Origin of the sequence: Hydrogenophaga sp. (assembly GCF_018780385.1) — a bacterium.
GTDB lineage: Bacteria > Pseudomonadota > Gammaproteobacteria > Burkholderiales > Burkholderiaceae_C > Hydrogenophaga.
The window spans coordinates 1-12,376 of record NZ_JADMJO010000069.1; the positions used below are offsets into that span (position 1 = coordinate 1).

General features: G+C 65.7%; 15 protein-coding genes. 6 read left to right on the plus strand and 9 right to left on the minus strand.

Going from position 1 to position 12,376, the window contains the following annotated elements; translation table 11 throughout:
• The 7 genes from IV113_RS19045 to IV113_RS19075 form a co-directional block, all read right to left on the minus strand.
• The coding region (locus IV113_RS19045; RefSeq protein WP_291088250.1) for a tryptophan 2,3-dioxygenase family protein at positions 1 to 698 on the minus strand (698 nt) is incomplete at its 3' end.
• A gap of 2 nt (positions 699 to 700) precedes the next feature.
• On the minus strand, positions 701 to 1,978 hold the full coding sequence (gene kynU, locus IV113_RS19050; protein WP_291088252.1) for a kynureninase: 1,278 nt from the start codon (positions 1,976 to 1,978) through the stop codon (positions 701 to 703).
• Entirely contained in the window at positions 1,975 to 2,604 is a 630-nt protein-coding gene (gene kynB, locus IV113_RS19055) for an arylformamidase (RefSeq protein ID WP_291088254.1), read from the minus strand. Before kynB ends, kynU begins: the two co-directional genes overlap by 4 nt.
• Positions 2,605 to 2,695: 91 nt before the next feature.
• Positions 2,696 to 3,010 carry a YkgJ family cysteine cluster protein gene (locus IV113_RS19060; RefSeq protein WP_291088256.1) on the minus strand — a complete coding sequence of 105 codons (315 nt, stop codon included), beginning with the start codon at positions 3,008 to 3,010 and terminating at the stop codon, positions 2,696 to 2,698.
• Complete coding sequence (locus tag IV113_RS19065) at positions 3,007 to 3,942, minus strand: class I SAM-dependent methyltransferase (RefSeq protein WP_291088258.1); 936 nt, start codon at positions 3,940 to 3,942, stop codon at positions 3,007 to 3,009. The genes IV113_RS19060 and IV113_RS19065 overlap by 4 nt, the downstream gene beginning before the upstream one ends.
• A gap of 13 nt (positions 3,943 to 3,955) precedes the next feature.
• Positions 3,956 to 4,903 (minus strand): ornithine carbamoyltransferase, encoded by a 948-nt coding sequence (argF, locus tag IV113_RS19070; protein WP_291088260.1) that lies wholly within the window; start codon positions 4,901 to 4,903, stop codon positions 3,956 to 3,958.
• On the minus strand, positions 4,900 to 6,111 hold the full coding sequence (locus IV113_RS19075) for an aspartate aminotransferase family protein (RefSeq protein WP_291088262.1): 1,212 nt from the start codon (positions 6,109 to 6,111) through the stop codon (positions 4,900 to 4,902). Before IV113_RS19075 ends, argF begins: the two co-directional genes overlap by 4 nt.
• A 279-nt stretch (positions 6,112 to 6,390) precedes the next feature.
• Here IV113_RS19075 and IV113_RS19080 point away from each other — a divergent pair, with 279 nt between their 5' ends.
• The gene (locus IV113_RS19080; RefSeq protein ID WP_291088264.1) at positions 6,391 to 6,711 is read left to right on the plus strand and encodes a DUF3579 domain-containing protein; all 321 of its coding nucleotides are present in this window, start codon (positions 6,391 to 6,393) and stop codon (positions 6,709 to 6,711) included.
• Positions 6,712 to 7,151: 440 nt separating this feature from the next.
• Here the strand turns inward: IV113_RS19080 and rpsT are convergent, their stop codons facing one another.
• On the minus strand, positions 7,152 to 7,451 hold the full coding sequence (rpsT, locus tag IV113_RS19085) for a 30S ribosomal protein S20 (protein ID WP_069047062.1): 300 nt from the start codon (positions 7,449 to 7,451) through the stop codon (positions 7,152 to 7,154).
• A 117-nt stretch (positions 7,452 to 7,568) separates the two neighbouring features.
• Here rpsT and murJ point away from each other — a divergent pair, with 117 nt between their 5' ends.
• From murJ to IV113_RS19110, 5 genes are all read left to right on the plus strand, one after another.
• Positions 7,569 to 9,128, plus strand: coding sequence for a murein biosynthesis integral membrane protein MurJ (gene murJ / locus IV113_RS19090; protein ID WP_291088267.1), 1,560 nt, complete (start codon positions 7,569 to 7,571; stop codon positions 9,126 to 9,128).
• A 32-nt stretch (positions 9,129 to 9,160) separates the two neighbouring features.
• Entirely contained in the window at positions 9,161 to 10,018 is an 858-nt protein-coding gene (locus IV113_RS19095) for a tetratricopeptide repeat protein (protein WP_291088269.1), read from the plus strand.
• 154 nt (positions 10,019 to 10,172) lie between these two features.
• Positions 10,173 to 10,565 (plus strand): PA2779 family protein, encoded by a 393-nt coding sequence (locus tag IV113_RS19100; RefSeq protein ID WP_291088271.1) that lies wholly within the window; start codon positions 10,173 to 10,175, stop codon positions 10,563 to 10,565.
• Between the two features lie 62 nt (positions 10,566 to 10,627).
• A complete protein-coding gene (locus IV113_RS19105; protein ID WP_291088273.1) occupies positions 10,628 to 11,548 on the plus strand; it encodes a PA2778 family cysteine peptidase in 921 nt (306 codons plus the stop codon).
• A complete protein-coding gene (locus tag IV113_RS19110; protein ID WP_291088275.1) occupies positions 11,545 to 12,177 on the plus strand; it encodes an NAD-dependent dehydratase in 633 nt (210 codons plus the stop codon). The genes IV113_RS19105 and IV113_RS19110 overlap by 4 nt, the downstream gene beginning before the upstream one ends.
• A gap of 4 nt (positions 12,178 to 12,181) precedes the next feature.
• Here IV113_RS19110 and IV113_RS19115 read toward each other — a convergent pair.
• Positions 12,182 to 12,376: AIR synthase-related protein (locus tag IV113_RS19115; RefSeq protein WP_291088277.1), on the minus strand; the 195-nt coding region annotated here is incomplete at its 5' end.

Sequence of the window (12,376 nt, forward strand, 5' to 3'; positions counted from 1 at the left end):
AGGTCGGTGAGTTCTTCGCCGAGCTGGTACAGGTCCCAGTGGTCCTTGGGGTTGCGGTAGACCTGCAGCCAGGCCTGCTCGACCGCGTCGCTGGCTTCGTAGGGCTGGGTCCAGTCGCGCTCGGTGTGGCTCTGCGGCACCACGATGCCACGGCGCGCGAGCAGGCGCAGGGCTTCGTCGTAGAGCGAGGGCGCCTCAAACGCGGCCTGCACGATGGCCAGCCGCTCGGGGCTGTGCGCATGGGGTTTCAGCATGGCGGCGTTCTTGTTGCCCATGGCGAACTCGATGCAGCGGTACTGGTGGCTCTGGAAACCGCTGGACTGCGCGAGGTAGGGGCGCAGCGCGCTGTACTCGGGCGGCGTCATGGTGGCGAGCACGTCCCAGGCGTGCACCAACTGCTCCATGATTTTCGAGACGCGCGCGAGCATCTTGAAGGCGGGCTGGAGTTCGTCGGCGGCGATGTGCGCAATGGCTGCGTGCAGCTCGTGCAGCATGAGCTTCATCCAGAGTTCGCTGGTCTGGTGCTGGATGATGAAGAGCATCTCGTCGTGCGCGGGCGAGAGCGGTTTCTGCGCGTTCAGAACGCTGTCGAGTTGCAGGTAGTCGCCGTAGCTCATGTCGCGGCTGAAGTCGAGCTGTGCGCCTTCCTCGCGCACGATGTCTTCGGGTTTGGCGGGGTTGGACTGGTGGGGGCACATGGTCAGGTCACCGCGTGTTTCTGGTTGAACTCGGCACGCTGCCACTCACCGCTGTCCAACACCTGTTTGAGGTGGTCGACCGAGTGCCACACGTCTTCGAAGCCGATGTAGAGCGGCGTGAAGCCGAAGCGCAGGATGTCCTTGTGCTTCCCGGAATCACCAGCGCGGTAATCGCCCACCACGCCGCGCGCAATCAGCGCTTGAACGATGGCGTAGGCGCCTTCGTCCTTGGTCAAACACACCTGCGAACCGCGCTGTGCGTGATCCAGTGGGGTTGCCAGCCCGATGCCGTGGCCCTGGCAGCGCTCGTCCACCAGCGAGATGAAGAGATCGGTGAGCGCGAGCGACTTGGTGCGCAGCGCGGCCATGCCGCCGTGTGTTTCTGCTGCCAGCAAAGTGTCCACACCGCACTCGAGTGCGGCCAGACTGATCATGGGCTGGGTGCCACATTGGTAGCGTGTGATGCCGGGCGCGGGCTGGTAGTCGGGTGTGAAGGCGAACGGCGTGGCGTGGCCCCACCAGCCGGCCAGGGGCTGCCAGAAGCGGTCGGTGTGGCGCGGGTTGACCCACACGAAGGCGGGGGCGCCCGGGCCGCCGTTGAGGTACTTGTAGCCGCAGCCCACTGCGTAGTCGGCACCCGCGGCGGTCAGGTCCACCGGCACCGCGCCGGCGCTGTGCGCGAGGTCCCACAGCATCAGCGCGCCGGCCTCGTGTGCGGCGGCAGTCACGGCGGGCATGTCGTGCATGGCGCCGGTGCGGTAGTTCACGTGCGTGAGCATGAGCACGGCCACCTCGGGCGTGAGGGCCGCGGCAATCTCTTCCGGCTCGACCAGCACCAGATCGAAGCCACGCTCCTTGCAGAGTGCTTCGGCGATGTAGAGGTCGGTCGGGAAGTTGCTTCGCTCGCTCACGATGCGTTTGCGCTGCGGGTGGTCGGCGGTGCTGAGGTTGATGGCAGCCGAGAGCACCTTGAAGAGGTTGATGGAGGTGCTGTCGGTGGCCACCACGGTGCCCGGTGCGGCGCCGATCAGGCGGGCGATCTTGTCGCCCACCTTTTGCGGCATGGCGAACCAGTCGTTCTTGTTCCAGCTCTGGATCAGGTCGGTTCCCCACTCGCGGGTGACCACGTCGGCCACGCGCGCGGGTGTGGCGCGTGGCATCACGCCGAGCGAATTGCCGTCGAGGTAGATGGTGCCCTCGGGCAGGTGGAACAGGTCGCGCAGGGTGCGCAGCGGATCTTGCGCGTCGAGCGCACGGCAGTCTTGTTGGGTGATGGTCATGGCAGTTCTCTGAGCACGGCGCGCACGGGGCTGGCGTCGGCGGTGGTGAGTTTCAGGGGCAGGGCGATCAGCTCGTAGTCGCCCTCGGGCACGTCGTCGAGCAGCAGGTTTTCCAGCACGCGCAGGCCGCGCCGGCGGATCGTCTGGTGGCTGTCCAGCGTCTTGCTGTTGGCCGGGTCGATGCTCGCGCTGTCGATGCCGATCAGCAGCACGCCGAAGTCGGCAAGTTGTTCCACGGTCTCGGGTGCGAAGGCGGGCAGGTCGTTGTCGAAACGGTCTTGCGGCTGGTGTTCGTAGACGCGCAGCAGCACGCGTTGGGGAAGGCCTACCAGCGCGTGCGCGATGTGTTCAGGCTTCACCAACGGGCCACAGCCGATGGCGTGGATCACCCGGCAGGGGCCGAGGAAGGCGTCCAGCGAGACCTCACCGATGGCCGCGCCATCGGCGTCGTAGTGCAGTGGTGCGTCGGCGTGTGCGCCCACGTGCGGTGAGAGCGTGATGGCGCTCACATTGACCGGGCAGCCCGGGCCGATGGTGGCGGCCCAAGTCTGTGTGTAGGCCGTGTCGCCCGGAAAAACCGGGGCGGCTGCGTGCACGGGTGGGGAGATGTCCCAGAGTTTTTTCATGGTGCGGTGAAGGTAGCACCCTGAAAAAAACCGTGGTGTCGGTTAATCCCAACAGGCCTCAAAAATGTTGAGGCCTGAAGTAAATGCGGCCTCAGCCCGCCCCGTCGACGGGCGGCAAGCCGTGGCGCTGGCGCGCGCGGGTGCAGGCGTCGCTGCCTTCCTCGAATTCGCGGCAGGGCGACGGGCGCCACTCGTAGATGCCGCAGCCGATCTGCTGGCCGATCCTGCCGGTGAGGGCGGCGCAGCGGGGCGGCGAATGGTCGGTGCCCCGCATGCGCATGGTGCTGTCGGTGACTTCCACGGCCAGGCCCGTTGGCACGCTGCCGCCCATGTCCTGCGTTTCATGGACCGAAAAATCAACGCGGAAGCAGGCGCAACAGGCGCCGCAAGCGGTGCAAAAGCTCATGAACCTGCGCTGGCCCTGACCACCGCGGGCGCCCGGTACACCAGCACCTTGAGCGAGCGCTCATCCGACACGTCGGCGAACACCGCCGGGTTGGCCAAGCGCTGCTCGAACACCAGCTCGGGTGCGGCCTCGCGCATCTGGTCCATCAGGAAAGCCGGGCTGAGCTGCGGCGCGTTCAGGCACAGCAGCACGCGGCCTTCGGGGCGCAGCAGATCCGGCAGACGGCGCATGAGCTTCAGGTAGTCCTTGGTGGCGATGAAGCTGCCCTTCTGGTGGCTCGGCGGATCGACGATGACCAAGCCGTAGGGGCCGCCGCGCGTGATCTTTCCCCAGGTCTTGAAGATGTCGTGCACGAGGAAACTCGCACCCGCCGGCAGCGCATTGATGGGGTGGTTCTGCTGACCGATGGCCATGGCGCCAGCGCTCATGTCCACGTTGACCACCTGCTTCGCACCGCCCTGCAGCGCCACCACCGAAAACGCGCAGGTGTAGGCAAACAGGTTGAGCACCTTGTGGCCCGCGGCGTGCTCGCGCACCCACTGGCGCCCTTCGGCCATGTCGAGAAACAGACCGTGGTTCTGGCCCTTGAGCACGTGCACAAGGTAACGCGCGCCGCGCTCGCTGACCACATGCGGCTCGGGCACGCTGCCGGCCATCAGGCGGGTGTCGGCCTGGCCCTCGCCGCGGCACTGGAACACCCAGTTGAGTGGCTCGCCCGGTGCGATCTGGCTCCAGCGCGCCGACAAGGCTTCACCGATGACGGCCAGCGTTTCGTCGGACACCGGCTGGAAACTGGTGAGCAGCCAGACCGGTGGAAACGCATCGAGCGTCCAATGCTCGCAGCCCGGGTGCAGACCACCGCGACCGTGGAAGACACGGCGCGCGTCGCTGCCGGGTTCGATGCGCGCGATCGCGTCGAGCAAGGCCTGCATCAAGCCGCCGCTCTCAGGCCAGACGGCCGAGCAGCAGAAACTCCATCAGCGCCTTCTGCGCGTGCATGCGGTTCTCGGCCTCGTCCCACACCACCGACTGCGGGCCGTCGATGACCTCGGCGCTGACTTCTTCGCCGCGGTGAGCGGGCAGGCAATGCATGAAGAGCGCGTCGGGCTTGGCCTGACGCATCATGTCTTCGTCGACACACCAGCGTTTGAAGGCTTCGCGGCGCACTTCGTTCTCGGCCTCGAAGCCCATGCTGGTCCACACATCGGTGGTGACCAGATCGGCGCCAGCGCAGGCTTCGCGCGGGTCCTTGAAAACTTTGTAGCAGTCGCGGTTGCTGATGCCGGCGAGCACGGGGTCGACCTCGTAGCCGCCGGGCGTGCTCACGTGCACCGTGAAGCCCAGCAGTTCGGCCGCCTGCAGCCAGGTGTTGGCCATGTTGTTGCCGTCACCGACCCAGGCCACGACCTTGCCCTTGATGGCGTCCAGTGGTTGGCCGCTGGCGGCCGGCCGGTACTCCACCAGCGTGAAGAGGTCGGCCAGGATCTGGCAGGGGTGGAATTCGTTGGTCAGGCCGTTGATCACCGGCACACGCGAGTGCGCGGCAAACGCTTCGATCTTGCTTTGCTCGAAGGTGCGGATCATCACCAGGTCGACCATGCGGCTGATCACCTTGGCGCTGTCTTCAATCGGCTCGGCGCGGCCGAGCTGGCTGTCGCCGGTGGTCAGGTGCACCACCGAGCCGCCCATCTGGTACATGCCGGCTTCGAAACTCACACGGGTGCGGGTGCTGGCCTTCTCGAAGATCATGGCCAATGTGCGGTCCGGGTCAGCGAAGGGTTGGTACTTTTCGAACGCCTTGAACTTTTTCTTGATGTGGGCGGCGCGCTCCAGCACGTGGGCGCACTCGTCCGCGCTCAGGTCCTTGAACTGCAGGTAGTGGCGGATCGTCATGTCGGGCTTTGCTCTGCGAAGAAGGCGTGGATCAGCGGCAGCAGGATGGCCAGCACCTCGTCGGCCTCGGCGATGGTCATGATCAGCGGGGGCACCAGGCGGATCACGCTGTCGGCGGTGACGCTGATCAGGAGACCGGCGTCGGCGGCGCGCTGGGTGAGGGCGCCGCAGGGCTGGGTGAGTTCGACGCCGATCATCAGGCCCAGGCCGCGGATCTCTTTCAGGCCCGGGTGGCCACCCAGGCTTTTCTCCAGCGCGTCGCGCAGGTGTGCGCCCACGCGCTCGGCGTTGGCCAGCAGGCCGTCTTCTTCAATGATGCGGATGGTTTCCACCCCGGCGCGCATGGCCAGCGGGTTGCCGCCAAAGGTGGTGCCGTGGTTGCCGGGCTGGAAGATGTTGGCAGCCTTGGGGCCGGCCACCACCGCACCGATGGGCACACCCGAGCCCAGGCCTTTGGCCAGCGGCATCACGTCGGGCAGGATGCCCGCCCACTGGTGCGCAAACCACTTGCCGGTGCGGCCCATGCCGCACTGCACCTCGTCGATCATGAGCAGCCAGTCCTGCTCGTCGCACAGCGCGCGCACGTCTTTGAGGTACTGTGCGCGCATCGGGTTCACCCCGCCTTCGCCCTGGATGGTCTCGAAGAACACGGCCACCACGTTGGGGTTGCCCACGGTGGCCTTCTTGAGCGCTTCGATGTCGTTGAGCGGCACACGGATGAAGCCTTCCACCAGCGGGCCGAAGCCGGCCTGCACCTTGGGGTTGCCGGTGGCTGAGAGGGTGGCAATGCTGCGGCCGTGAAAAGCTTTCTCGTAGACCACGATCTCGGGCCGCTCGATGCCCTTGTCGTGACCGTACTTGCGCGCCAGTTTCAAGGCCGCTTCGTTGGCTTCCAGGCCGGTGCTGCAGAAGAACACGTTGGTCAGTCCCGAGCGCTCCACCAGCATCTGCGCTAGGCGTTCCTGGTCGGGGATGTGGTAGTAGTTGCAGCTGTGGATCATCTTGGCCACCTGGTCCTGCAAGGCAGGCACCAGTTTGGGGTGTCCGTGGCCCAGGGTGTTGACCGCGATGCCGGCCAGCGCGTCGATGTACTCCTTGCCGTTCACATCCCACACACGCACGCCTTTGCCGTGCGACATCGCGATCGGCAGGCGGCCGTAGGTGTTCATCACATGGGGCGAGGCGACGGGATTGAGAGCGGCGTTCATGCGGTGACTCCGGAAAAGAAAGGTGCTGGAGGGGCCAAAAAGAAAGCGGCTCAACGAAGGTTGAGCCGTCGAAGCGCGATTTTAGGCGCAGCGCCCGGGCATCATCATTGCTTGTTGGGCATCGCTGAAATGCGCCGCGACCGGGTGTCCCGGGTCCGGGTAATCCCTCGTTTCAAGTCTTATATAAGATATAATACCCAGCACTTCTGCCGGTGAGCGATCCTCGTTCCGGTGGCGGTTTTCTCCTCTGCACGGCCCTCCATCCGAAGGCTTCTCCCGATGGTTTCACCGACAGCCAAACAAGTCTTCATCCAGGGCATCACCCAGAACGGCCGCACCTTCAGGCCGAGCGACTGGGCCGAGCGCCTTGCCGGTGTCATGAGCCCGTTTCGCCCTGGCGGCGCCCAACCGGGCAGCCATCTGAGCTATTCCCCCTGGTGCGTGCCCAACACCATCAACGGCGTCAAATGCGTGGTGGTGCACTTGGACCTGCGCGAAGCCGAACCCATGGCCTGGGACTTCTGCATGAACTTTGCGCGGGACAACGATCTTCAGGTGGCCGAGGCTTGTTTGCTGCCGGATTTGCCTCGGGCTCCTTGAGGCTTTTCTCCGGTTTGTTTTCTCCGGTTGGTCCGGTCATCGTCGACCACGGGGCACGGCTCCGCGAATGTCCTCCGAGTCGGCTTCGCCGCCTCTCCCCCTTGATTTCGCTGCGCCGTGCCCCACGGCCGACGATGACCTCGTTGGCGCTCGGTCTGCGGGTAAACCAACGTCACTTCAGCTCGTGAGTGAGCGGTGTTCTGCGCAGCGGCATCAAGGGGGAGGGACGGCGCAGCCGGCCCGGAGGACAGCCGCGGAGCAGAGCGCCGCTCACTCACGAGCCCGCGAGGTGCAGGCGAGAGATGCACGCCAGAACCAGCCCAGACGCAAAAAAGCCGTCTTGCGACGGCTTTTTTGCTTTTGCTGGCAGCGCACCCGTTTCAAACGGCAGACCTTGGTAGGTCCGGGCTAGTGGTCTGGCGAGGCCAGACCGGTGGGGTTCAGGCAGCGGCTGCTGCGAGGCCCTTGACTTTGGTCGACAGGCGGCTCTTGTCGCGAGCGGCCTTGTTTTTGTGGAAGATGCCCTTGTCGGCAACGATGTCCACCACTTTTTGCATCTTGGCGAACAGTTCGGTCGCCTTGTCCTTGTCACCGGCCAGAACGGCTTTTTCGACGTTCTTCACAGCGGTGCGGTACTTGGAACGCAGCGAGGTGTTCGCTGCGTTGATCTTGACGTCCTGGCGTACGCGCTTGCGGCCAGACGCCAGACGGGGGTTCTTTTTCTTCGGCTTGGTTGCCATGGTGTGATTCCTTCAATGTTTGGGGATGATGCCAGCAAAGCCCGCGATTTTAGCACGGGCGCCTGCACCGGCAAGCCTCGCACCATGGGAGTGCCGACGCATCGCTACACTCGCGCCGTGACCCTGTTCAAATCCGCCTCCCTCGTCTCCCTGCTCACCCTCGCTTCCCGGATCACCGGATTGGTGCGCGAGCTGCTCATGGCCGCCACCTTTGGCGCCAGCGCGCTGACCGACGCGTTCAACGTCGCCTTCCGCATTCCCAACCTGCTGCGCCGCCTCTTCGCCGAGGGTGCTTTCAGCCAGGCATTCGTGCCGGTGCTGGCGGGTGTGCGTGAGAAGGAGGGCGACGACGCCACCCGGCAGATGGTCAATCAGATCGCCACCGTGCTGGCCTGGGCGCTCACTTTCACCTGCGTGCTGGGTGTGCTGGGTGCGCCGGTGCTGGTGTGGGCCATGGCCAGCGGTCTGAGCGACGAAGGGTTCAATGCCGCCGTCTTCATGACGCGCTGGATGTTCCCCTACATCGCGTTCATGTCTTTTGTGGCGCTCTCGGCCGGCATCCTGAACACCTGGAAGCGTTTTGCCGTGCCTGCGGCCACGCCGGTGCTGCTCAACGTGGCCATGATCGCCGCGGCTTATTGGGGCGCGCCCTGGTTTGCCACGCAGGGCATCGAGCCGATCTTTGCCATGACGGGGGGTGTGTTGCTCGGCGGCGCGCTGCAGCTCGGTGTGCAGTTGCCTGCGCTGCGCAAGCTGGGGATGCTGCCGCGGGTGAGCCTGCGCTGGTCTGGCCTGAAGGCGGCCTGGGCCCACCCGGGTACGCGCCGCGTGACCACGCTCATGCTGCCGGCCCTGCTCGGCGTGAGCGTGGCGCAGATATCGTTGCTGATCAACACGCAGATCGCGTCGCACTTGACCACCGGCAGTGTGAGCTGGCTCACCTATGCCGACCGCCTGATGGAGTTCCCCACGGCCATGCTGGGTGTGGCGCTGGGGGTGGTGCTGTTGCCACAGCTCGCCGCGGCCAAGGCGGCCGACGACGCCGCGCGCTACAGCGGCCTGCTGGACTGGGGCCTTCGTCTGGTGGTGCTGCTGGCCGTGCCCTGCGCGGTGGCGCTGCTCACCTTTGCACAACCGCTGGTGGCGGTGCTCTACCACTACGGCGCCTTCACCGCGGCCGACGTGCAGCGCACCGCCAGCGCGCTCATGGGTTACGGGGCCGGGCTCATCGGCCTGATCGCCATCAAGGTGCTGGCACCGGGTTTCTATGCCCGCCAGGACATCCGCACACCGGTGAAGATCGCCATCGCGGTGCTGATCCTCACGCAGGTGTTGAACGTCCTGCTGGTGCCCCATCTGGCGCACGCCGGGCTGGCGCTGGCCATTGGCATCGGCGCCATGGTCAACGCCTTGTTCCTGCTGATCGGCCTGATGCGCCGGGGCGCCTACCGTCCCTCGCCGGGCTGGGCCCGGTTTGGCTCGCAAGTGGTGGCGTCCAGTGCCTTGCTGGCCGTGTTCCTGATGTGGGTCGCCGGCCGGGTGAACTGGCTGGATTTCGAGGGCCGGGCACTGGAGCGCGTGGGCTTGCTGACGCTGTGCGTGCTGGGGGGTGTTTTGGTCTATTTTCTTACCCTGTTGCTGGCGGGGTTGAACTTGCGCCAGTTCGTTCGAAAATGACGTAATCTGCGGCTTAAGAAAGCAAGCCAGTCATGAGCCCCGCGTACGTATTCCCTTTGCCCACACCCCTGGGCTATTTCGCCGCCCTGGTGGGAGAAGAGGACGCGTTTCCGCTCTTTGAGGCAGCTGCGTCCATCGCGCAGGACGAGTATCCGGATCTGGACGTCCAGCAGGTACTGGGTGACGTGGACCAGATGCTCTCGCGCGTGCGCCGACGCTGCAATGCCGACGCGGGCCCGTTGCAGCGGTTGCGCACACTGAACCAGTTTTTCTTTCGCGACATGGGGTTCGGCGGCAACGTCAACAACTACTACGACCCCGACAACAGCTACCTCAATGCCGTGCTGCGCACGCGGCGCGGCATTCCGATCACGCTGGCCGTGCTGTGGCTGGAGTTGGCCACGGGCCTGGGTCTGAAGGCGCGTGGCGTCAACTTTCCCGGTCACTTCATGGTCAAGGTCAACCTGCCCAACGGCCAGGTGGTGATCGACCCTTTCACCGGTCAGTCGCTCAGCCGCGAAGACCTCTCGGAACGACTGGAGCCGTACAAGCGGCGCAACGGCCTCGTGGACGACTTCGATGTGCCGGTGGGGCTGTACCTGCAGGCCGCCACGCCGCGTGACATCGTTGCCCGTCTGCTGCGCAACCTGAAGGAGATCCACCGCACCCAGGAAGACTGGTTGCGGCTCATCGCGGTGCAGGACCGTTTGCTCATCCTGTTGCCCGATGCGTGGTCCGAGTACCGCGATCGAGGCCTGGCATGGGCCGAGATGGGCGATCTGCGGCTGGCGGTGAACGACCTGGAAATTTACGTCGAGCACTCCGAGGACACCATGGACCGCGAGGCCATCTCGCTGCGCGTGCAGGAGTTGCGACGCGCGCTCAACTGAACGCGTCTGTTCCCTGGCGCACACAAGGCGTCACCTGCTGCGGGCTTGTGTGACCTCATGTAAGGCCGATTGACGCACCACGGATGCGCTGTGACGATCGCGCCCAGGCAGTGAAACTTTTGCTGCTCTGTGTTTCCCCTCCGAGATCAACATCATGATGACAACAATCAAACGCCTCATTGCAACTGCGCTGATCCCCTGCATGGCATTCGCTGGCGTGCCGCTGACGGCCCAGGCCGCCATGGTCTCGACCGAGCAGGCCATGGTGACTCCCGCGGGCGACGCCCACCGCGATCACGTCAGTGCTTTCTTCACCCGCGCCGACGTTCAGACCGCGCTGCAGGCGCAAGGTGTGAACGCCAACGACGCCATCGAGCGTGTGAAAGCCATGTCCGATGTGGAAGTGGCCCAGTTGGCCGACCGTGTTGACCAGGCCCCCGCCGGCGCTGGTGTGGTCGGCATTCTGTTCACCGTGTTCCTGGTTTTGCTGGTCACCGACATCCTCGGTCTGACCTCCGTCTTCCCGTTCACCCGCAGCATTCGATGAACGCCTGGCGACTTCGCTGCTCGACCCCCGCCCTGGCGGGGGTTGTTCTTTGCGGGTTGCTTTTGACCGGCTGCGCAACGCCGCCGCAGTCCGCCGAGTTGCAGCGCACCTGGCCAGCGCAGTTGCCGCAGCGGGTGCTGCTCGACCAGGTGCCTTTTCACCCGCAGGAAGACCTGTTGTGCGGACCCGCCACGCTGGCGATGGTGGCGCAGGCCGCCGGCTCCAGCGTCACGCCCGAGCAGCTCACGCCACAGGTCTACCTGCCCGGCCGCCAAGGCGCACTGCAGACCGAGATGCTGGCTGCCACGCGCCGCCAGGGCCTGGTGGCCTATCCGCTGGCGCCCGATCTGCAGACCGTCTTGACCGAGGTGGCCAGTGGACACCCGGTGCTGGTGCTGCAAAACCTCTCATTGGCCTTTTCGCCCATGTGGCACTACGCGGTGGTGGTCGGCTACGACCGCGCGAACGGACAGGTGTTGCTTCATTCAGGCACCACGGCGCGCATGGTCCTGCCGATGAGCACCTTCGAGAACACCTGGGCGCGTTCCTCTCACTGGGCGGTGCGGGTGAGCCGGCCCGACCAGTTGCCGGTGACGGCCCAGCCCGATGATTGGGCCGTGGCGGTGTCGGCGCTCGAGCGGTCAAGCCCCCAGGCGGCCCGAACCGCCTACGCCACCGGCTTGAAGAAGTGGCCGCAGCACCGCATCAGCTTGCTGGGGCTGGGCAACACGGCGTATGCGCTCGGTCAACGTGCCGAGGCCGCGCAGGCCTTTGAAGCCACCACGCGCACCCACCCCGATTTCGCCGATGCCTGGAACAACCTGGCGCAGGTGCGCCTGGAGCTGGGTCAACTGCCCGCCGCGCAGCAGGCCGCCCGGCAGGCGGTGGCGCTGGGTGGCGTGCGACTGACGAACTACCAAGGCCTGCTGAGGAACATCGAAGATCAGTTGGCGGCCCCATCAACCCAACGGACACGACCATGAAACAACTGATGCTGGTGGGCGCCACGGGACTGGTCGGGAGCCACGTGTTGCGCCAGGCTCTGGCCGATCCTTCCGTGGTCCGGGTGATCGCCCCCACACGCAAGTCGTTGGTGCCGCACCCCAAGCTGCTCAACCCACTGGTGGATTTCGAGCGTTTGCCCGAGCAGGCGGGTTGGTGGGCGGTGGAGTCGGTCATCTGCACGCTGGGCACGACCATCAGCGTGGCAGGTTCAAAGGCCGCGTTCTACAAGGTTGACCACGACCACCCGCTGGAGGTGGCCCACCTCGCGCGGCGGCATGGCGCACGCGCCTTCGCTTTCAACTCCGCATTGGGTGCCGATGCAGGCTCACGCGTGTTCTATTCGCGAACCAAGGGCGAGACCGAGCGCGACCTGCAGGAGGTGGGTTTTCCCTCGCTGACGTTGGTGCGCCCAGGATTGATCGGCGGTGATCGAGAGCAGAGCCGGCTGGCCGAACAGTTGGCCGTGACCTTGTCTCGCTGGGTGCAGCCCTTGCTGCGGCGGCGCTACCGTGTGGTGCCTGCCGAGCGCATCGCACACCACCTGCTGACGGCCGCGCTGGTGGGCGCTCCCGGGGTGCACGTGTTGCCGTCGGAAGCGCTGCTGTAGGACCTCAGGCGACCACCACGGCCGCGCCATCGCCGCGCGCCCCGATCTGGCCGATTTCAAACACCGTTTCGCCCAGGCCGCGCAGGGTGGCCGCGCAGGTGGCGGCCTGGTCGGCGGCGATCACCACCACCATGCCGATGCCGTTGTTGAAGGTGCGGTTCATCTCGATGTCGTCGATGCCCGCGGTCTTCTGCAGCCA

What these genes read in the sequence shown, in the direction of transcription:
- kynU (WP_291088252.1), bottom strand. Translation starts at nt 1,978, where the DNA reads ATGACCATCACCCAACAAGACTGCCGTGCGCTCGACGCGCAAGATCCG.
- kynB (WP_291088254.1), bottom strand. Translation starts at nt 2,604, where the DNA reads ATGAAAAAACTCTGGGACATCTCCCCACCCGTGCACGCAGCCGCCCCG.
- IV113_RS19060 (WP_291088256.1), bottom strand. Translation starts at nt 3,010, where the DNA reads ATGAGCTTTTGCACCGCTTGCGGCGCCTGTTGCGCCTGCTTCCGCGTT.
- IV113_RS19065 (WP_291088258.1), bottom strand. Translation starts at nt 3,942, where the DNA reads ATGCAGGCCTTGCTCGACGCGATCGCGCGCATCGAACCCGGCAGCGAC.
- argF (WP_291088260.1), bottom strand. Translation starts at nt 4,903, where the DNA reads ATGACGATCCGCCACTACCTGCAGTTCAAGGACCTGAGCGCGGACGAG.
- IV113_RS19075 (WP_291088262.1), bottom strand. Translation starts at nt 6,111, where the DNA reads ATGAACGCCGCTCTCAATCCCGTCGCCTCGCCCCATGTGATGAACACC.
- IV113_RS19080 (WP_291088264.1), top strand. Translation starts at nt 6,391, where the DNA reads ATGGTTTCACCGACAGCCAAACAAGTCTTCATCCAGGGCATCACCCAG.
- rpsT (WP_069047062.1), bottom strand. Translation starts at nt 7,451, where the DNA reads ATGGCAACCAAGCCGAAGAAAAAGAACCCCCGTCTGGCGTCTGGCCGC.
- IV113_RS19095 (WP_291088269.1), top strand. Translation starts at nt 9,161, where the DNA reads ATGAGCCCCGCGTACGTATTCCCTTTGCCCACACCCCTGGGCTATTTC.
- IV113_RS19100 (WP_291088271.1), top strand. Translation starts at nt 10,173, where the DNA reads ATGATGACAACAATCAAACGCCTCATTGCAACTGCGCTGATCCCCTGC.
- IV113_RS19110 (WP_291088275.1), top strand. Translation starts at nt 11,545, where the DNA reads ATGAAACAACTGATGCTGGTGGGCGCCACGGGACTGGTCGGGAGCCAC.